Below are 21,078 nucleotides of genomic sequence, written 5' to 3' on the forward strand. Positions count from 1 at the left end.
AAAATAATAGAAAATAAATTAAATGTTCTTTAATACTCAATTAGATATTTATATCGATATATTTCTTTAGGAATCAAATCTTTTAGGCTTTTACTTTTATAACAAAAGATAAATTACTCTTTTAAAGCGCAGACCAATCATCTTTTTTGGCTTTATTTTTGCTTAATAACCTGTATTCTTTACACGTTTTCTTGGGGAAGATGAACTTTCATGAACTTTAATCAAATTGCTGCTGCAACTGTTCTTGCAACAACTGCGGCTTTCACTCAAGCAGCTCCTGTGTGGCAAGACTTTAGCCTTACTGGTTTGTATGGCGAAAACTATGCACACCCTGTAAATGGTAAAGATAACAACCAACAAACAACGATTACTGCAGAATATGCAGCAAAGTTAACTTATGGTGACTTCTTTGCTTTTGCAGACCGTGCACACAATGACTTTGAAAATAGTACTTATTTCGAGATTTCACCTCGTTTAAGCCTTGGTGCTGTAACAGGTAAAAAACTTGAACTTGGTCCAATTAAAGATGTGTTAATTGCAACAACTTGGGAAGGCAACAGCTCAAATGCTCCAGGTACTGACTTTAACAACTATCTTTATGGTATTGGTTTTGACTTAGCAATTCCTTACTTCCAATATGCTCAATTGAACTTCTACAGAGCTGATAATGATTTGAATGCAGATGATTATCAAATGACATTTACTTATGGCGTTCCGTTTAAAGTAGGTGCTGAAGACTTTCTTGTAGATGGTTTCCTTGACTGGTCAACTGCTGAAAAAGACCATGCAAGTGAATTGAACTGGACGACTCAGTGGAAATGGAATGTAGGTAAACATATTTCTCCAGATACACGTTTATACCTAGGTGTTGAACACTCTGTGTGGAACAACAAATACGGTATTAAAGGTTTAGATCAACATGACGTAAGTGCTTTAATTAAGTACCACTTCTAATTGATTTGAAGTCCAAAAAAGCAAGGCTTAAGCCTTGCTTTTTTTATGCCTAAACATGCATGATTCAATTTATAGTTTCCATATTTCATGATGTTTATGTCTTTTATTATTCGCCTTGCGACAGAGCAAGATTTACCTGAAATTCTCAATATTTATAATGCTGAAATTTTAAATGGCTTGGCAACTTGGAATGAACAACCATACGACATTGAACATTTCCAAAAATGGCTTAAACAGTTAGAACAACAAAATTTTCCTGTCTTTGTTGTTGAAGATTCAATTCAAAATAAAGTTGCAGGCTACGCAGATTATGCATCTTTTAGAAATTTTTCGGGCTATAAATACAGCGTTGAACATTCAGTTTATATTTCACCTAAATATGCAAAACAAGGTTTAGGCAAACGCCTTATGCATCATCTTATTGAACATGCAAAACTCAATAATATGCATGTGATGATTGCAGGCATTGATCATGAAAATATTGGGTCAATTGAACTCCATAAAAAATTGGGTTTTGTGCAAACCGGCTATATGCCTCAAGTAGGACAAAAATTTGGTAAATGGCGAGATTTGGTCTTAATGCAACTGATGCTAAAAAGTGAATAAAACTCAATAAAAAATCGCAAATTAATGCGCTTTTTTATTGAGAAAAATTAAGAAATTACAATGTATTCTTCATCGGCAGCAGAGCTTGCAAACTCTTCCATACGTGTAATTAAGCCATTTTCAAATGTATAAATTTGCACCCATTTTTGAGCCAAAATACTATTATAGGACTTACGCACTATTATTTATAGATTCTCTGTGGTAGCAGATGATTTTTATCGAGAATAAAGTCATCAATGAAGTTTTTGATCATTGGTCTAAATAACTTCTTCTGCCAACGATATACATTTTCAAAGATCCGCTCAAACTGGTTCTTTTGTATCTCAACATAGGCCATCAAGGCTGAAAAAATATGATTCGAAATCAGTTTAGATCGTCTTACTTGAAACTTTTCAATATGACAAACCTGTTTAATCACTCGGTGATATTGTTCTATTTTCCAATGACTTGAATGTAATTCATGAAAACCCTCAAAGGACAATAAATCATCTTCATCTTGATGCACAATATAAAACCTCTGCTGTTCTTTTAACTGAGTCTTAAATAATTGTACAAAGCCAAAATCTTTGAGCCAGACCACTTGACCCTGATGGAAATTTGGCAATAAACGCAGTTGAAACCATTGTCCTTTTTCTGGGGAAACCTTACGGTTACAGTCGATACCAAACATAAATCGAATACCATGTTTTCTTATGGTTTTTAGATTTCCAGTCGATGAATACCAACTATCACCTGTAATAAATTGAATCTTTGCACCCCAACTGAGTACTTCACTTAACATATCCATAAAGTAATCATTCTTGGTTTTACCTTCAGATTTGTCATAAATTCGGAAATTAATTGGAATATTTTGACCATTTTGATCTGTCGCATACAAGGTAATGAGATTAATACCCTTGACGGATCGATGGTGTTTGCCTGACCAAAAATAGCTAACCAAGTCCATATGTTGACTATATGGTTTATCTAAAACAGTATCATCAATACTGACTATAAGTTTATTATTATCAATATGTTGAATTGCTTCTTGATATAGGTCGTGAGGTGTGTAGTCTTCACGTTCTAGAAAGCGATTTACACTATCATGCGAGATGTTATAAGTCTCGGCAAGTTGTGTGCAGCTAATAGAGTTCGGTTCTGTCATGAGAAAGCCCATATAAATGGGTAGAGTACAAGTTGCTGTAGAAGCATTTTTAATTCGTCTGATCACAGATACTTTATAAAGTATTTTAATACTTTTTTGAATCCGTCAATGCGTAAGTCCTAGGAAATTTAGCATAGGGCATAGTGAAAACAATACTAGAGCAATTACTCAACAATAAACTGCAACATCAGATATTTAGATCATATTCAATTTTAATAAAAAGACAAATGTGTATTAAAGATAGCCATCATGTGCTTATTTTTGATTACAAAATATAATGGGGGAATTGCTTCCCTTTTCATACATTTTTCATATATAAAAAGACATACTATTTTTAAGGTTTTTCTAAACCAATTTTTTTACTTCATAATTAAAGGTGAACCATGCAAAATAAGAAGCGCACCCCATTAGACGCGCAACAGTCCCATCTTTGGATTATTGGTGGTGGTATCGCAGGTATGGCTGCTGCTGCATTTGCAATCCGTGATGCCAAAGTCCCTGCCAAAAATATCCATATTTTAGAAGAACTCGATATTTCAGGTGGCTCAATGGATGGTGGAGATACTCCACATGCCGCGCAAGCTTGGGTGACACGTGGTGGGCGAATGCTGACCGATGAAACTTATTTGTGCCTATGGGACTTATTTTCCAGTATTCCATCTTTGGAAAATCCAGACATTTCCGTTCGTGAAGAATGTCGTGAGTTTAATGAAAAAGTGAAAACCCACGCCAATGCACGTTTAATTGATGCCGAACATGTCATTGCGGATGCAGCAAAGCTTGGTCTGAATACACTACATCGTGCACAGATGCTGCGCCTATTGGCTTCAAAAGAAGAAAAAATTGGTAGCCGCCGCATTGATGAGTTTTTTGATGAGGCCTTTTTTGAAACCAATTTCTGGCGCATGTGGCGCACCACTTTCGCTTTTCAAAAATGGCACAGTGCGGCAGAGTTAAGACGCTATTTCTTGCGTTTTATTCAAGAATTGCCACGCATTCATACCTTAGCGGGTGTGAAACGTACCAAGTACAACCAATATGACTCGATGATTCTGCCCCTACAGCGTTGGTTAGTCGCACAAGGCGTCGATGTGCGTTTTGGACACTATGTCACAGATGCAGACTTCATTACCAATGCTGAAACTCAAGAACGCTACGCTTCACGCCTATATGTACAATTGCCTGAAGGCTCAGAGCAAATTAATCTGAAAGCCAATGATTTAGCTATTTTCACTTTAGGCTCTATTACAGCAGACTCACGTTATGGCGGTAATCATGACGTGCCTGCCCTTATTCGTCATCGAGAAGATCATGGCTGGACGCTTTGGGAAACGCTGGCACAAAAAGCCCCAGACTTTGGCCGTCCAATGACTTTTTATGGCAATGTCGATGAACATAAGTGGGAGTCTTTCACTCTGACCATGAAAGATGACGTGCTACTTAAACGTATTATTGACTATACAGGCAATGAACCAGGCACAGGCGCACTCATGACTTGGTATGAGTCGGGTTGGCATTTATCCATCGTGGTTCCTGCACAGCCACACTTTGCCGACTTACCTGAAGGTTTATATACCTTATGGGGCTACGGTTTCCAAATTGACCATATAGGCGATTACATCAAAAAACCAATGTCCGAAGCCACGGGGCAAGAAATCCTAACAGAACTGATTAAACAGCTCGGTTTTGACGACATTTTAGATCATGTTTTGGCAACGACTGATGTTACTACCGCCATGATGCCATACGCCTCTGCCCTATTCGCCTGCCGTAAACCGGGGGATCGTCCACAGGTAATTCCACAAGGCTCACAAAACTTTGCTTTCCTTGGACAGTTTGTGGAAATTGAAGATGACGTGGTCTTTACTGTGGAATATTCAGTTCGTGGGGCGATGCTTGCCATTTATGAATTTTTGGGGGTGGAACGTGAAATCCCTGAAATTTACAACGGTCTACTTGATCCCAAAGTGGGTTTAAAAGCTTTAGAAACAGTGTTCCACTAAGTTTTTAATATATAGCGATAAGAGCACCTTTATGTCGCCACTATTACATAGTTTAATTTAAGCAACGTTTGGATACACGAGTGTGGCAGGGATGCCACACGTTATCCATCATAATAGGGATGTTATGTATGGGTAACAAAGGCTTTTGCTTTCTTTTGGCTTATCAAAAGTAAGGTTATTGCCTACGCAAACACCTTTTGTACTTTATTGAAATGTTGAGGCCGTGTACGCACCTAATTTTAAATTGGATAAAAAGAAAAATTATAGGACTTACGCATTGACGGATTCAAAAAAGTATTAAAATACTTTATAAAGTATCTGTGATCAGACGAATTAAAAATGCTTCTACAGCAACTTGTACTCTACCCATTTATATGGGCTTTCTCATGACAGAACCGAACTCTATTAGCTGCACACAACTTGCCGAGACTTATAACATCTCGCATGATAGTGTAAATCGCTTTCTAGAACGTGAAGACTACACACCTCACGACCTATATCAAGAAGCAATTCAACATATTGATAATAATAAACTTATAGTCAGTATTGATGATACTGTTTTAGATAAACCATATAGTCAGCATATGGACTTAGTTAGCTATTTTTGGTCAGGCAAACACCACCGATCCGTCAAGGGTATTAATCTCATTACCTTGTATGCGACAGATCAAAATGGTCAAAATATTCCAATTAATTTCCGAATTTATGACAAATCTGAAGGTAAAACCAAGAATGATTACTTTATGGATATGTTAAGTGAAGTACTCAGTTGGGGTGCAAAGATTCAATTTATTACAGGTGATAGTTGGTATTCATCGACTGGAAATCTAAAAACCATAAGAAAACATGGTATTCGATTTATGTTTGGTATCGACTGTAACCGTAAGGTTTCCCCAGAAAAAGGACAATGGTTTCAACTGCGTTTATTGCCAAATTTCCATCAGGGTCAAGTGGTCTGGCTCAAAGATTTTGGCTTTGTACAATTATTTAAGACTCAGTTAAAAGAACAGCAGAGGTTTTATATTGTGCATCAAGATGAAGATGATTTATTGTCCTTTGAGGGTTTTCATGAATTACATTCAAGTCATTGGAAAATAGAACAATATCACCGAGTGATTAAACAGGTTTGTCATATTGAAAAGTTTCAAGTAAGACGATCTAAACTGATTTCGAATCATATTTTTTCAGCCTTGATGGCCTATGTTGAGATACAAAAGAACCAGTTTGAGCGGATCTTTGAAAATGTATATCGTTGGCAGAAGAAGTTATTTAGACCAATGATCAAAAACTTCATTGATGACTTTATTCTCGATAAAAATCATCTGCTACCACAGAGAGTCTATAAATAACAGTGCGTAAGTCCTATATTATCTTCTACCTTAATGAATTTTTCTTTACCCGTCACAATAATGGTATTTCCCTGTTGAAAGGCACTTAAAATATCAAAATATTCAACTTTTAAAGTGGTAAAGTTTGCTTGGAAAAACTGTTTTACACCTTCTTTTCCTTCAAAGCGTAATGAAGGTAATTTTTGCGTTCCATGATGAATCCAAACCGAATCATCGGATACGGTTGCTACCGCTTCTTCTACATTTTGTGAACCAAATGCTGCATACATTTTATCGAGTGTTACTTGTTCTGCTGTTTTACTCATTTTATTTACCTAAATTTTGTTTTTTGATGTTGAAATGAGCATAAGCCTTTTCCACCTTAACAATCACTATCATGTGTGATAGTTTTAATTTTTGATGATATTTAGCTTTGTATTTTCACCATTATTTTTTCTAAAAATTGGATGCCTAAATGAATAATAAAATGATTTTTGCTGCTGTTTTACTTGGCTTAAATTCTTATGCTTATGCAGATCTAACGACTAATGAAGAAATTCAGGATGGTTGTTCTAAGGTGAAGCAATATGCACAATTAGGTAAAAAACATTACGATCAAAAACAATATTCAAAAGCCTTAAATCAGTTTAAAGACCAAGCTGCATGGACTTCATTTTGTTTATTGAATGATGAAGTGAGTGGAATTAAGCTTTCTGAACGAGATATTGAAATTGCAAATAATAATGTGGGTTTAAGCTATGCAAAATTAAATAAACCACAATGGGCAAAGGCATGGTTTTTACGTGATGAAGATACTAAATCGAGCCAATTTAATTTAAGTAAGTTACCCGTACCTAAAGCATCGAATGATTTATCTGGTACTTATGTAAGCCGAAGTGGTTTTGGTCAATGGGATACGATTCACGTTAAGAAAAATAAAAACAAATATGAAATTGATTATGAAGGCTATTATTTTGGTGTTTATGGCTTAATTTATGGCCCTAATATGGGTGAGTTTGGAACTTCAATGTCTTCATCTGCTAAAAAAGCAACTTATGTTTATGAGGATTGTAAAATTAACCTAAATTTTGCATTTAATACGAAGCTTGGACAACACATTCAAGTTTCTGAAAACACTGGTGAAGGTGGCTGTGGTTTTGGACGCAATGTTTCTGCAGGTGGAACGTATATAAAAGTTGAAACACTCAAATAGACTTTATAAAACTACTTTCCCGCTATCGATACTTAAATAATAAACTCTTTCATAAATTATTTTTTAGTTCTATCAAAGTCATAATAGAAGTTCCCTCTCCTTATAGGAGAGGGCTAGGGAGAGGTTTTTATAACAAAAGCCCTCATCCTCTTACGGAATATATTCCTCATCCAAAGGGATGAAAAAATAGCCCTTAATCAAAGAACAAATATTGAAAAATGACTATGAGTGAAAACCACAAAATAAAAAAGCCCATGATTTACATGGGCTTTTCTTCTATCAATTTTAAACAACCAAATCGGCTAAATTACCTTTTTGCTCAAGCCAATCTTTACGGTCGCCCGAACGTTTTTTCGCGAGTAATTTATCCAACAACCCTGCTGTAAATTGCATATCATCTAAATCAAGCTGAACCAAACGACGTGTATCTGGGTCTAACGTTGTTTCACGAAGCTGACTTGCGTTCATCTCACCCAAACCTTTAAATCGAGTGATTTGAGGATTTTTGGTTTTACACTTTTTCAAAATACCTTCAAGTTCAGCATCATCTAAAGCGTAATGAACTTCTTTTGCATCATCAATTCGGTACAATGGTGGCATCGCAACAAATAAATGCCCTTCTTCCACCAACGTTGTAAAATGCTTCACAAACAAAGCACATAACAATGTCGCAATGTGCAAGCCATCTGAATCGGCATCGGCAAGAATACAAATTTTACCGTAACGAAGTTCTGAAAGATCATCACTGCCTGGGTCCACACCAATGGCAATCGCAATATTATGAACCTCTTGAGATGCCAAAACTTCATCTGATGAAACTTCCCAAGTATTTAGAATTTTGCCTCGAATTGGCATAATTGCTTGGAAGTTTTTATCACGTGCTTGTTTAGCCGAACCACCCGCAGAATCACCTTCCACAATAAAAAGTTCAGACTCTTCCAAAGTATGTCCCACACAATCTGACAATTTACCCGGAAGTGTTGGGCCCGAAACAATCTTTTTACGCTCTACTTTTTTCGCTGCTTTTAAACGACGACCTGCTTTGCTAATCATCATTTCAGCCAATTGCATAGCAACGTCTGAATTTTGGTTCAACCACAATGCAAAAGCGTCTTTCGCGATATTTTGAACAATGCCTGAAGCTTCACGGCTTGAAAGACGTTCTTTCGTTTGCCCTGAAAATTGTGGTTCTTGAAATTTTAACGACAGAATGTAGTTCACACTGTCCCAAACATCTTCTGCAGAGAGTTTGAGGTTTCGTGGCAATAAATTACGTAACTCACAGAATTCACGCATTGCATCGGTTACACCTGAACGAAGTCCATTCACATGTGTACCGCCTTGCGCTGTTGGAATTAAGTTCACATAACTTTCTTGAATGCTTTCGCCACCTTCAACATTCCAACAAATAGCAAATTCAGCACTTGCACGATCTGCTTCGCCCATAGTCACAAATGCAGGATGTGGAACAATCTCACGATCTTCCAATTCATCCATCAAATAATCGACTAAACCATTTTCAAACTGCCAAACAATTTTTTCATCGTTAATTTGGTCTACATAGGTAATTTGCAAACCTGCAGCCAATACCGCTTTTGCTTTTAAATTATGTTTAAGCGCTTTTAATGCAAATTTTGGTGAATCGAAATATTTAACTTCAGGCCAAAAATGAACAGTTGTTCCGCTTGCACGTTTTGGTGCTTTGCCTTCTAAAACTTCAAGTGGCGCAACAGGTTCACCCTGTTCAAATGCCATTTTATAAAGGTTACCTTGGCGTTTTACTTCAACTTCTACACGTGTAGATAAGGCGTTTACCACCGAAATACCGACACCATGTAAACCACCTGAAAATTGGTAGTTATCTGTACTGAATTTACCGCCTGCATGAAGCTTAGTCAGAATAATTTCAATACCGCTTTGTCCATATTCAGGATGAATATCGACAGGCATACCACGACCATTATCATCTACAGACAATGAACCATCTTTATAGACAGTTACCGTAATTTGATTGGCATGACCTGCAAGTGCCTCATCGACAGCATTATCAATAACCTCTTGCGCCAAATGGTTTGGACGAGTGGTATCTGTATACATGCCGGGACGACGGCGTACAGGATCTAAACCAGATAGAACTTCAAGTGATTGAGCCGTATATTGAGACACGTTGTACTATTTCCTTTATTTTATGCTGTCCGATAAAAACCGCAGTGCCATTGGGATTTTAGTTTTAAAATCATCCATTGCATGATTTCCATTGGATTCGCTAATGAGCAAAGATCGCTTATAATAGCGTTCTGCTTCACGATAATCCAAAACTTCATCGCCTTGTTGTAATAACACCATTATTTTGTCTGCATCTTGCACAAACGGTACAGCAAGTTGTTCTAAATCGTTCAATTGAGCATGATCTAAAGTCCATGTATCACAAACTTTGTACGGAATCTGCTCATCCCCAAATAAGTCTTTAAACAATTGCCATGGTCGCATAGCTGGGTTAATCAAAACAGCAGGCACTGCAAACTTTGCGACCAACTGCGTCGCGTAGAAACCACCTAAGCTACTTCCAACCAATGCAACATGGTCTAATTTTTTGATTAAATTTTCCATATCTCTCATGACATCCAACGGTGGCATGTTTAAATCTGGAAGATGTATCTTAATATTATGTTGTTGTTCTACATAATCTTTTAACCACTGTCCTTTCATTGACATTGGCGCACTTTGAAAACCATGTAAGTAAATAAGATTCATCAATTTTTTGCTTGTTTCATAAAATCAATTTAAACTATTTTAGGTGATATTGATCACCAATGTTTAAATTTGTATTTTAAATATAATTGTCAGACAAAATAGCTAAAAAATAGCGATCTCGCCCTGTATTTTTAAAGTTGTTCTTCATCAGCAACTTCACGAATTGTACAAATTTATACCGCGATCACGATTAAAAATAAAGAGTTAATAAAATGATCACCTCAAGAGGTGCAAAAGTATGACAAGTTTAACACCGCTACATGAAACATATTGTAAATGGGATCGTACGCCTCCAAGTCAAGCAGATGTACTAGAAGGTCTTGCTCAAGTAGTAAGTACGCCCTTTAACAATGTTGCTCGTGAACTGATTCAAACTATTCAACACGAAGTTATTTCCAGTGTTTTTGGAATAAGTCGTAAAAAATCGACAAAACTGAAAAACAATTCAAATATTCAAAAATTTTATCAATATTCTTTCGACACTATTCAAAATTACGGCAGTCAATTTGTTGCGCCTGGTTTACGTCAAATTATTACCAAATTTCCAAATTTGCATGCATCTCCTCTCACACCTAAACAACATTATTTTGTGGGTGCTTTAAATGGCGTGTGTGGAGATTATTTGTTAAAGCAACACAACCCAATTGGCTTGCCCATGGTCATTTATGATCATTATGGAAGCGTGCAAAAAGGTGAATTGAATGGACATGTCGTTTTGTTTATTCATGGCTTATGCATGAACCATTTAGATTGGTCGAATCATCAATTTGGCGGCATTGGTGAAAAGCTTCTAGCACAACGTGATCACAACACTATGTTGTATTTAAATTACAACACAGGTCGTCGTATTTCATCGAACGGACGTAGCTTAGCAAATACCCTTGAGGACTTAATTAAGCGCAACCCTAAAATTACCAGCCTAAGTTTAATTGGTCACAGCATGGGTGGATTAGTCGCACGTAGCGCTCTTTTTTACGCAAAGCAAAATTTATATCAATGGTTACATTTGACTGAAAATTTAGTGTGTATTGCTTCACCGCACCACGGCGCTGCATTAGAGCGTTTTAGCTTTAACATACAAAATAAACTCGGCAGATTTCCTGTCGCAAAGCTTTTCGGTCATTTATTTAATATTCGTAGCAATGGCATTTTAGATTTGCGTCATGGCAGCATTCGAGATGATGACTGGGAATATAACGATGCTCGAGTTGGCTTTGTAGATGATCATCGAAAACCTGCACCACTACCTTCTCATATTCACGCCTATTTAATTGCAGGTTCAATTGAACGTGAGAAAAAAAACAAAAACTCGCGTCATCTTTTTGGTGATTATTTGGTGAGTATACAAAGTGCTTTAGGTGAGCATCCTAACTCTCGTTCACAATTGAATGTGCCAGATTCTCATAAAGCCATTTTCTATGGTTTAAGCCATTTTAGAATTCATCATAATTCGAGTGTTGCTGAACAAATTGCGCTTTGGTTTTATCCATTTAACCAAGATGTTTCAGATGAACAGGTACATGAATATTTTATTCATCTAGATCATTATGATGGCATTGCACTTACTTAAATTTGTTTATCTAAAATAACGAAACAAAAAAAAGCCAGTTTGAACTGGCTTTTTTTATTTTAAATGAGCATCTTAAATTTTAAGTTTATGCAGGATATTTTCTAAATAACTGCCACAAACTAATTAGCGCTAAAACAGCAAAGAAAGTCAGCGACCATACAGGTAAAGACTGCCCTAGTAATGTCCAGTCGATAGCTGCACACTCACCAGAACCACTTAAAACTTGTTCTAAAACAGATTTTAATGGCAAAACATCTACTAGGTAGTCTAAACCTGGTCCGCAACTTGGTACTTGATCGGGGGGTAAATTTTGTAGCCACACATGACGTGTAGCAACACCTGCCGACCACAAAATACCAATCGTTCCAAGTAATGCATAAACACGCTTCATGATATTTGAAGCAGGATTATGAATAAACGCAATAAGTGAAACCAAACCTAAAGCTATTAAGCCTACGCGCTGAAATACGCATAATGGACAAGGTTCAAGCCCTTGCACGTGTTCTAAATACAAAGCGAATGCCATACCAATGACACTTGCTAAAAATAAAAAACCACTCACGAAGCGATAACGACTCCAATTCATGGTAAATCCTCTTTAATTTTTATCGGAATTGAGCAAGATATTCTGCAAAAGTTTGCGTAGTCTCTTGTTCAAGTTGCTCTTGCTTTTCCAAAGATGCTTTTGCAACGTCTTCAAAATAAGCTACTCTTTCTTTGCTTAGCTGATGTTTTTCATACGCTTCGGCATGTTGTAATGCTAGATAGCTACCAAAACTCCAAGTTCCACCTTGTGCTACGGTATCTGCAATCATTTTAGAAGATAATGTTTCATCTACTTCATCTATTCGAGTTTTCATTAGATTTAAAGCTTCTGAATAGATTTCGGTTTGATAACTATCATCTAATAATTCAGCTAAAGGTTGCATACCGTTTAAATATTTACGGCTCCAATCTTCAATGAAATACGCCTGTCCATTTTCCCAAATTGTAGCATTTGGTGCACGACCACGATTCACCACTTCCGCTTGGTTTTTTTCAATCACATCTTGTTCTTGTTCAAGTAATTCTGGGCTGTCTGTTAACAAACAATGTAACGCCAATACTTCTAAGAAACCTGCTGTGTTTTCATCAACACCAATTGGACTATATGGGTTCACATCTACCGCACGCAATTCAACATAAGCAATACCACGGTTTGCCAATGCCTCAGATGGTGTTTCGCCATCTTTAGGAACTTGTTTAGGGCGAACTAAACTGTAGTATTCATTTTCAATTTGAAGCACATGATCATTAATTTGTAGCGGTTCACCATCGGCATCATTTAAACCTAAACGACTAAATGGTTCATATGATGTTTTCACAGCTTTTTGTAAACCATTTAAATAATCTGGCAAATTGTTGTAGTGAATACCCAACTGTTTTTGCGCAGAATTTTGATAGCCAAAACGTCCCATGCGTAATGCAGTTGCAAATGGCAAATACAGCGTACCTTTCAATAAGGGTAACAATTGATGTTCACGCCCAGTCATAAAACACTTACAAACCGATGGACTCGCCCCAACCAAGAACATAACTAAAGGTGTTAAACGAATAAAATTACGAATTAAACCCAAATAACGATGACTACGATAATCTTGCGCACTTAATGCTTTTAGTTTTTCATCTGTTTCATGATTTTGCAGTGCTTCAAACAACTGATCTGGAAATGAAAGATTATAGTGAACACCCGAGATGGTCTGCATACGACGACCATAACGTACACCTAAACCACGACGATATAAGGTTTTAAACAAACCAATATTTGATGTTCCGTATTGCGCCAAACGAATGTTTTCATCGGCATCATCTAACATACATGGCATTGAAAGTGGCCAAAGCTTTTCATCATTTTCTAAATGACGATGTGCAACCGCGTGAATATCTCTTAAATAATCTAATGTTTCTTGAATGCTTTCTTTTGGAGGCGTAATAAACTCCATTAAAGCTTCAGAGTAATCTGTCGTAATATGCGGATGCGTCAATGCAGAACCCAACGCTTTAGGATGTGATCCTTGGGAGAGGAATCCGTTACTTTGCATACGTAAAGTTTCACGTTCTATGCCACGTAACATTCCTTTGAACAGCGAAGAATCCACCCAAGTCGGTAATTGTTCTTGAGAGGTCGATTCAGGTTGACTCATTTCTATCTCGCTTTTGGAAGAAACTACATAAATAAAATCATAAGTTTATATCAATATACTAGGTTTGAGTTACTGCTCCACACAAGCTGTCTAGTTTTTACTCGAAACGGATTATATATTTTGGGCAAATTTTTATCACAAACTTAGCCTTTTAGACATAGAAAAATTGTGTTTCTATAAACAAATAAACGATAAAGAGATATAAAAGTAATGAATTATCAAGAGATTCTAAATTTTTGGTTTAGTGAAAAAACACAACCGCTATGGTTTGCAAAAAGTGATGAATTTGATCAGTTGATACTCAAAAACTTTAAAAGCATTCATCAACAAGCGGCTCAAGCAGAATTATGGCAATGGCGTGAAACGGCAGAAGGTCGTTTAGCTGAAATTATTGTACTTGACCAATTTTCACGAAATTTATTTAGAGATTTACCACAAGCCTTTGCGCAAGATTCATTAGCCTTAGCATTGGCTCAAGAAGCAATTCATTTAGGTTTAGACCAAAAATTACCTGAAGATTATCGTAAATTTTTATACATGCCATTCATGCACAGCGAATCAAAAATCATACATGAACAAGCATTAAAACTCTTTCAAGATTTAGGAAATCCGATTAATTTAGACTTTGAAACTAAACATAAAGTGATTATCGATCAATTTAGACGTTATCCGCATCGCAACGCCATTTTAGGTCGTGAATCTACTGCAGAAGAAATTGAGTTTTTAACACAACCCAATAGCAGTTTTTAATACTCTCCCCTTGCTATCTAGCTACACTCTTAGGAGGTTTAGCATGAAGAAAATACTCACGGGCTTAGCAATGGCTGCTACGCTTACCATGACGGGTTGTGCAACATTACCAAGCAAACCACGTACGTTTGATCAATTAGGTCAATTTAGCCAAACGCCACTTAATGCAAAAACCTATCGCATTAGTTTTGTTGCCGACACAAATATGAGCTATGGCACAGCCGAAGAAATTACTTTAGTCAAAGCAGCACAAACCACGCTTAAAAATGGTTTCCGCTTCTTTAAAGTGATGGATGATCCAAGTAACCGTTCGCAAAAACCACCTCGTCAAGCCGTGGTTTATCCAACACCGCCAATGTACGGTCCATATGGTTATTACCGTCGTCATCCTGCTTTTTGGCCTGACCCATTCTATGACACGCCACAAGTGGTGAATGTAGAACCAGCTCAAGTTTCTTATACAATTGAATGCTTTAAAGATCAAAAATCTGCCCCTCAAAATGCTTTTGATGCTACTTTGATTCTAAAATCTTTAGGCAATAAATACGGCTTGAGTGCAACAGGTGAAGTATTACAACCGCAAGCTGCAACCACGCCTAGCAAATAAATAACGGAAACTTTATGGCAGAACCAAACAGCGAAATATCGCCAAACTTACAACGTAGTAAACGTTTTGCAGCTCTGGCACTTGTTATTGCTGTGCTAATTTGGCTTGCATTAATGGTTGCTGCAAAACTTCTGCCTGAATATGTTTGGCTCATTCATATTCTGATGCTTTCGGCAGAAGCAGGCGTTGTGGGTGGATTAGCCGATTGGTATGCCATTACCGTTTTGTTTCGTAATCCTTTTGGGAAAATGCCCATTCCTAAATTTTTACGTGACCACACAGAAATTATTCCTCGAAATAAAGCCCGTATTGCAGAATCTATGGGACGCTTTGTTCAGGAAAACTTTTTATCGCCTCAAGTGGTAGAAAAAAGTTTAGCGAATACAGACCTTTCTTTAGCATTTGGGCAATGGCTTGCAACCCCTCAAAACAACTTACAAATCACGCAACTTATTCAACAATCTGCACCCAAAATTTTTGAGTTTATTGGGCAAGATCAAATTGGGAAGTTCATTCAAACCAACAGCGTTCAATGGGTAAAAAATACCGAAATTAATCATCTTGCAAGTGAAATGCTTCGTGCAGTTTTGGAAAATGATTTCCATCAAGATGTTTTACAACGCGGTTTAGATGTTGCTCACGAATGGATGCTGCAAAATCCTGAAAAAATACAGGAAATAAGCAAACGATTATTTAAGGAAATGGGGGTTTGGAAACTCGCTAAAGGTGCAAGTTGGATTGGCATCGATGTTCAACAGCGTTCAATCGATTCACTTATAGAACGAATTGAGGCAATGCTATCGGACCCTGAACACCCTTGGCGCAACCATATAGAAGAGTTTGGTCAACAGCTGATGCTTGAGCTTGCAGATAAAAATAGTCATGCGAGCACCAAACTAAACGACACTAAAAATGCATTATTAGAAAGCCCTCAAGTTCTTAATTTTATAAGTGGTGCCGTGGTTATTTTATGTAATGCAATTAAAGATGACTTAGAAAAACCAAATTCAGGCATTGCACAAAATATTCGTATTGCTATTCAGCAAGTGGGTGAAAGTATCATTTCAAACCAAGCTGTTCGTGAACTTTTAAATGACAAAATGAGTTCCGTTGCCATTAATTTATCTGATCAATATAGTGAAAAAGTCATTCGTTTTATTAGTGAAAAAATTCACGAATGGGACTCTAGTGAAATGATCGATAAAATTGAAAATGAAGTCGGTGGCGATTTACACATGATTCGTGTGAATGGCGTGGTCGTTGGTGCTTTTATTGGTTTTGGTTTAGGTTTAATTCGAGCTTTTGTTGATTATGCATTTTAAAATCATATTAATCGCTTGAATATGGTATCTATTTGCATTAAAAAAGAATTACAAAATCATATAAAGGATAATAATTAATGAAGTTTGATACTGTAATGAAAGATGCAATTACGAATAAGAAAAAGGTTAAAATTTCATTCTTCTCAAAGGAAGACAATAAAATAATTGAACGATTATGTGCTCCATTTGATATTGGCCCGAGTCGAAAATATCACGACCAATCTGACCGCTATCATTTTTGGGATTATGAAAGCGATAAAAAAAATCATGTTCTTTCATTAGTTGATGGTCAGGTAACTAATATTTTAATTACAAATGAACCTTTTGAACCGAGTAGTATTATTACTTGGGATATATCTAAGAACCCTTGGTTTATTAAAAGAGATTGGGGGATTTTTAGTTAATAAATTTGATCTTTATTCATTTAACATCATTGCCCATGCTATGTTAAGAACTCTCATTAATTTAAATATTTAGTGCGGTCATGATCGAAATCCAATCCAAACTTCCCTCTCAAGGTGTCACTATTTTTAGCGTGATGTCGGCTTTGGCACAACGCTTAAATGCTTTAAACCTATCTCAAGGATTTCCTGATTTTCCCGCACCATCTGCTTTATTAGAAGAATTAAGCAAAGCCACCTTAGATGGTTTTAATCAATATTCACCAGGCGATGGTCTGCTCAATTTACGTGAACAATTGGCTCAACAATTTTTAAAACGAGATGATGTCCATCTTGATCCGATCACTGAAATGACAATTACACCCGGAGCGACTATTGGCATTTTCAGTGCTATTCAAGCGCTTGTTCATGCAGGTGATGAAGTCATTATTTTTGACCCAAGTTATGACAGTTATGCGCCAAGTATTCAGCTTGTAGGTGCAATGCCTATTCATATCCCACTCACAGCACCCCACTTTTCGGTCGATTGGAATAAAGTGAAAGATGCTATTTCTGCTAAAACTAAAATAGTGATTGTGAATACGCCACATAACCCAACAGGCGCAATTTGGAGTAAACAAGATTGGCTCAATTTAATCGCGCTTATTCAAGATAAAAATATTATTGTGTTGTCAGATGAAGTGTATGAACACCTTATTTACGATGGTCAAAAACACTATTCAGCACTTTCATTTCCTGAATTGCGTCATCGTAGTTTTGTGGTCGGTTCATTTGGTAAAACTTTTCATGTTACAGGTTGGAAAACAGGTTATTGCGTTGCCGCACCTGAACTGATGACCATTTTCCGTCAGGTTTATCAATTTGCCAATTTTTGTGGTGTTACACCTGTTCAAGTTGCACTTGCTAACTTTATGCAAGAACATCCTGAACATATCGAACAACTTGCAAGTTTCTACCAAGCAAAACGCGATTTATTCAATTCAGGTTTAAAGCATTCACGTTTTAAATTTACGCCATCTTCAGGAACATATTTCCAAAACTTAAATTACAGCGATATTCGTCCAGATTTAACCGATGTTGAAATGTGCCAATATCTTGCTGAAGAACACGGTATTGTTGCCATTCCTGTGTCTGTATTTTATAAAAATGCACCCAAAGATTTAAAGATGATTCGTTTCTGTTTTGCCAAAAAAGACGAAACGCTTATTCAAGCAGCACAAATATTATCTAAGGTATAAAAATAAGTACTTTAAATGCCTTTGTTACTGAATAACTAAGGCATTTTTTAATGCATTCATGTAGTCTAAAATATATTGAAAATCATAAAAATACAGTGAAACGGACGCATACATGTCGCAACATCAGCAATCATTAGTCACGCAACAAAATTTATGGAAAACCTTTTTGGTTTTCCTTTTGCCCTTAATTGCGACTAATATTTTGCAAAACCTTTCAGGCACCATTAACACCATTTTTGTGGGTCAAATGCTTGGGGTTCATGCCATTGCGGCTGTGTCGGTTTTCTTTCCTATCTTATTTTGTTTAATGGCTTTTGTTATTGGGCTTTCCGCAGGTGCAACGGTTTTAGTTGGACAAGCTTGGGGGGCGCAAAATTTAGAGAAAGTACGCTGTGTCGTGGGTTCAACGCTATTTATGACCCTTATTGGTGGCTCGCTGATTGCTATTTTTGGCGTGTTATATGCAAAACACATCTTAATGGCTTTGGGTATAGATGATGAAGTCATGCATCTATCTCTGCCTTATGTGCAATGGATGCTTGCAGGTAGCCCACTGTTATTTATCTATATTATTTACACTTCAATTTTACGTGGTGTAGGCGATAGTCGAACGCCACTTCTAGCATCGACCATGTCTATTGGTGTTGGAGTGATTACAACACCTGTATTAATTGCAGGATATTTTGGCTTTCCAAAACTTGGCATTATTGCCCCTGCCATTGCGACAAGCTTGGGGATGTTAACGGTATTAATCTTTTTAACCGTCTATTTAAATAAAAAAGATCACCCTTTAAAGCCCGATTGGCAACTGATTAAAAACATTCGTCATCAACCGAAACTGAGCAAAATTATTTTACGTTTAGGCATTCCAACAGGTGTACAGATGGTTACAACCTCTGTAGCAGGTTTGGTGATTGTAGGTTTAGTCAATCGACATGGTGCAGATGCAACCGCTGCCTATGGTGCAGTCAATCAGGTATTGAATTACATTCAATTCCCTGCACTTTCTATTGCCATTGCTGCTTCTATTTTTGCAGCTCAAGCCATTGGTGCAGGTAAGTCAGATTTACTTGCGAAAGTGACACGTACAGCCCTTGGAATGAATATCATATTCACGGGAACATTGGTCATTTTAGCCTACCTATTTTCTAAATATTTAATGGCTTTATTCATTACAGATCCAAATGTTGTTGCCTTAGGTCAACAGCTTTTATTTATTGTTTTATGGTCAATTTTATTCTTTGGTGCGAGTGCTATTTTTGCTTCAATTATGCGAGCAAGTGGAACTGTGACTATTCCAATGATTATTAATGTTCTCGCAATTGTTTGTATTGAAGTTCCTGCTGCTTATACCTTTAGTAATTGGTGGGGATTAGAAGGCATTTGGTATGGCTATGCACTCGCATTCGTTTGCTTATGCATTATGCAAGGTTTGTATTACCAATTTGTTTGGAAGAAAAAAACGGTCAAAGTTTTAATTTAATAACCGTTAAAACATAGATAAAGATCACAATTCCATATTTTGTATAAGGTATTATTTTTATCTTATTTTTCATCCATTTCTTGAGTTGTTATAACGCTATACATAAATTAAAAAATGTATAGGCTGTTCTCATGGCACAACGACAAATAAAACTTGGCGCATTCATTCCAACAACATCGCAACATGCAGCAGGATGGCGCCATCCTGAATCGCGCCCACAAGATCATCTAAGTATCGACTACGCTATTGAACTCGCTAAAACCGCAGAAAAAGGCTTATTTGATGCCTATTTTCTTGCCGATGGACTTTCAGTAAGTTGGAGTCATGGTGCAAGCAAAGATTCTCATACGCTTGGTTATACAGATAAAGCCGTTGGTTTTGAACCTGTGACTTTATTTGCTGCAATTTCAGCAGTCACAAAAAATATTGGTTTCATTGCGACAGCATCAACCACTTATGAAGATCCATACTTACTTGCTCGAAAATTTGCATCTTTAGATCATATTAGCAAAGGTCGTGCAGCATGGAATGTTGTGACAACAAGTGCAGCATCAACAGCACGAAATTTCAGTTTACAACAACATCCAGACCCTGCTTTACGCTATGAACGTGCTGATGAATTTATTGAAGTTGTTCAAAAACTTTGGGATTCTTGGGAAGATGATGCATTTAAATATGACAAAGAAACAGGTCAATTCTTTGAGGTTTCAAAAAGCCATGAACCACTTCATAGCGGTAAATATTTTAACGTACAAGGTGCTTTAAACGTTCCTCGTCCACCACAAGGCTATCCTGTTATTGTGCAAGCGGGACAATCTGAAGATGGTCGTGAACTTGCAGCAAAACATGCTGAGGTTATTTTTACGTCGCAACAAAGTTTAGCTGATGCTCAAGGCTTTTATCGTGATGTAAAAAGTCGCTTAGTAAAATATGGTCGCCATGCAGATGACTTAAAAATTATGCCAGGTGTTTCAATTTTTGTTGCTCAAACTGAAGAAGAAGCCAAAGCCAAATATGACTTACTCAATAGCTTGATTCTTCCTGACGTAGGACGCGGTTTACTTGCAGGTTTAGCAGGTGGAATTGACTTATCTAAATATGATTTAGATGCACCATTTCCAAAAATTAGCGATGCAGATTTGACCTTCTCAAGTCGTCAACAACTTATGATTGATATTGCCAAAGAGCATAATTTTACCATTCGTCAGCTTTACGAATATATTGCTTCAGCGCGTGGACATTGGACACTTATTGGCACACCTGAACAAGTTGTCGATCAACTACAAGAATGGTTTGAAAATGAAGCGGCTGATGGTTTCAATGTGCTTCCTCCATCCACACCTACAGGTTTAAACGATTTTGTCGAGTTTATTGTGCCTGAATTACAACGTCGAGGCTTGTTCCGAAAAGAATACGAAGGAACAACTTTACGTGAAAACTTAGGTCTTAAACGACCTGAAAATCAATACGTTCTTACGGAACGAAACAAAGCGGCTGAAGCATCTTAATCATCTTTAAAAAA

The 21,078-nt window shown here is 36.9% G+C and carries 20 protein-coding genes; 13 read left to right on the plus strand and 7 right to left on the minus strand.

Annotated elements, in window-relative coordinates:
* Positions 1-210: 210 nt before the first annotated feature.
* Positions 211-954, plus strand: a complete 744-nt coding sequence (locus GTK57_RS05245; protein WP_163121740.1) for an outer membrane protein OmpK — start codon at positions 211-213, stop codon at positions 952-954.
* A 96-nt stretch (positions 955-1,050) separates the two neighbouring features.
* Positions 1,051-1,560, plus strand: a complete 510-nt coding sequence (locus GTK57_RS05250) for a GNAT family N-acetyltransferase (RefSeq protein ID WP_152873844.1) — start codon at positions 1,051-1,053, stop codon at positions 1,558-1,560.
* 47 nt (positions 1,561-1,607) lie between these two features.
* On the opposite strand, the gene GTK57_RS14785 is transcribed toward GTK57_RS05250, so the two are convergent.
* Positions 1,608-1,739, minus strand: a complete 132-nt coding sequence (locus GTK57_RS14785) for a hypothetical protein (protein WP_267313482.1) — start codon at positions 1,737-1,739, stop codon at positions 1,608-1,610.
* Positions 1,740-1,741: 2 nt separating this feature from the next.
* Positions 1,742-2,770 carry an IS701 family transposase gene (locus GTK57_RS05255; protein WP_163120773.1) on the minus strand — a complete coding sequence of 343 codons (1,029 nt, stop codon included), beginning with the start codon at positions 2,768-2,770 and terminating at the stop codon, positions 1,742-1,744.
* 317 nt (positions 2,771-3,087) lie between these two features.
* Here GTK57_RS05255 and GTK57_RS05260 point away from each other — a divergent pair, with 317 nt between their 5' ends.
* Both GTK57_RS05260 and GTK57_RS05265 read left to right on the plus strand, forming a co-directional pair.
* The gene (locus GTK57_RS05260; protein ID WP_163120774.1) at positions 3,088-4,707 is read left to right on the plus strand and encodes an oleate hydratase; all 1,620 of its coding nucleotides are present in this window, start codon (positions 3,088-3,090) and stop codon (positions 4,705-4,707) included.
* A 320-nt stretch (positions 4,708-5,027) separates the two neighbouring features.
* Positions 5,028-6,056, plus strand: a complete 1,029-nt coding sequence (locus tag GTK57_RS05265) for an IS701 family transposase (RefSeq protein WP_082188993.1) — start codon at positions 5,028-5,030, stop codon at positions 6,054-6,056.
* On the opposite strand, the gene GTK57_RS05270 is transcribed toward GTK57_RS05265, so the two are convergent.
* Positions 6,047-6,361, minus strand: a complete 315-nt coding sequence (locus tag GTK57_RS05270; protein ID WP_163121742.1) for a nuclear transport factor 2 family protein — start codon at positions 6,359-6,361, stop codon at positions 6,047-6,049. The two genes, GTK57_RS05265 and GTK57_RS05270, sit on opposite strands and share 10 nt — an antisense overlap.
* Positions 6,362-6,510: 149 nt before the next feature.
* Between GTK57_RS05270 and GTK57_RS05275 the strand changes: the two genes are divergently transcribed.
* The gene (locus GTK57_RS05275) at positions 6,511-7,248 is read left to right on the plus strand and encodes a hypothetical protein (protein ID WP_163121744.1); all 738 of its coding nucleotides are present in this window, start codon (positions 6,511-6,513) and stop codon (positions 7,246-7,248) included.
* 285 nt (positions 7,249-7,533) lie between these two features.
* Here GTK57_RS05275 and parE read toward each other — a convergent pair whose 3' ends face one another.
* Complete coding sequence (parE, locus tag GTK57_RS05280) at positions 7,534-9,414, minus strand: DNA topoisomerase IV subunit B (RefSeq protein WP_163121746.1); 1,881 nt, start codon at positions 9,412-9,414, stop codon at positions 7,534-7,536.
* 15 nt (positions 9,415-9,429) lie between these two features.
* Positions 9,430-10,002 (minus strand): YqiA/YcfP family alpha/beta fold hydrolase, encoded by a 573-nt coding sequence (locus GTK57_RS05285; RefSeq protein ID WP_163121748.1) that lies wholly within the window; start codon positions 10,000-10,002, stop codon positions 9,430-9,432.
* 238 nt (positions 10,003-10,240) lie between these two features.
* On the opposite strand from GTK57_RS05285, the gene GTK57_RS05290 reads away from it, so the two are divergent.
* Positions 10,241-11,572, plus strand: coding sequence for an alpha/beta fold hydrolase (locus tag GTK57_RS05290; protein WP_152873825.1), 1,332 nt, complete (start codon positions 10,241-10,243; stop codon positions 11,570-11,572).
* 85 nt (positions 11,573-11,657) lie between these two features.
* Here GTK57_RS05290 and GTK57_RS05295 read toward each other — a convergent pair whose 3' ends face one another.
* Together GTK57_RS05295 and gshA are read right to left on the minus strand one after the other, a co-directional pair.
* On the minus strand, positions 11,658-12,158 hold the full coding sequence (locus GTK57_RS05295; RefSeq protein ID WP_152873824.1) for a disulfide bond formation protein B: 501 nt from the start codon (positions 12,156-12,158) through the stop codon (positions 11,658-11,660).
* 19 nt (positions 12,159-12,177) lie between these two features.
* Positions 12,178-13,755 carry a glutamate--cysteine ligase gene (gshA, locus tag GTK57_RS05300; protein ID WP_163121750.1) on the minus strand — a complete coding sequence of 526 codons (1,578 nt, stop codon included), beginning with the start codon at positions 13,753-13,755 and terminating at the stop codon, positions 12,178-12,180.
* A gap of 210 nt (positions 13,756-13,965) precedes the next feature.
* On the opposite strand from gshA, the gene GTK57_RS05305 reads away from it, so the two are divergent.
* The 7 genes from GTK57_RS05305 (at position 13,966) to GTK57_RS05335 (ending at position 21,064) form a co-directional block, all read left to right on the plus strand.
* Complete coding sequence (locus tag GTK57_RS05305; RefSeq protein WP_152873822.1) at positions 13,966-14,505, plus strand: DUF924 family protein; 540 nt, start codon at positions 13,966-13,968, stop codon at positions 14,503-14,505.
* A 43-nt stretch (positions 14,506-14,548) separates the two neighbouring features.
* A complete protein-coding gene (locus GTK57_RS05310) occupies positions 14,549-15,112 on the plus strand; it encodes a CC0125/CC1285 family lipoprotein (RefSeq protein WP_163121752.1) in 564 nt (187 codons plus the stop codon).
* Between the two features lie 14 nt (positions 15,113-15,126).
* Positions 15,127-16,434 carry a DUF445 domain-containing protein gene (locus tag GTK57_RS05315; protein ID WP_163121754.1) on the plus strand — a complete coding sequence of 436 codons (1,308 nt, stop codon included), beginning with the start codon at positions 15,127-15,129 and terminating at the stop codon, positions 16,432-16,434.
* A gap of 77 nt (positions 16,435-16,511) precedes the next feature.
* Complete coding sequence (locus GTK57_RS05320; protein ID WP_163121756.1) at positions 16,512-16,838, plus strand: hypothetical protein; 327 nt, start codon at positions 16,512-16,514, stop codon at positions 16,836-16,838.
* A gap of 80 nt (positions 16,839-16,918) precedes the next feature.
* Positions 16,919-18,073: a methionine aminotransferase gene (locus GTK57_RS05325; RefSeq protein ID WP_163121758.1), complete on the plus strand. Its 1,155-nt coding sequence runs from the start codon at positions 16,919-16,921 to the stop codon at positions 18,071-18,073.
* Positions 18,074-18,185: 112 nt separating this feature from the next.
* Positions 18,186-19,556 (plus strand): MATE family efflux transporter, encoded by a 1,371-nt coding sequence (locus GTK57_RS05330; protein ID WP_163121760.1) that lies wholly within the window; start codon positions 18,186-18,188, stop codon positions 19,554-19,556.
* A 131-nt stretch (positions 19,557-19,687) separates the two neighbouring features.
* Entirely contained in the window at positions 19,688-21,064 is a 1,377-nt protein-coding gene (locus tag GTK57_RS05335; RefSeq protein WP_163121762.1) for an LLM class flavin-dependent oxidoreductase, read from the plus strand.
* Positions 21,065-21,078 lie beyond the last annotated feature (14 nt).

Source organism: Acinetobacter portensis, assembly GCF_010646905.1.
In the GTDB taxonomy this organism is placed as follows: Bacteria; Pseudomonadota; Gammaproteobacteria; order Pseudomonadales; family Moraxellaceae; genus Acinetobacter; species Acinetobacter portensis.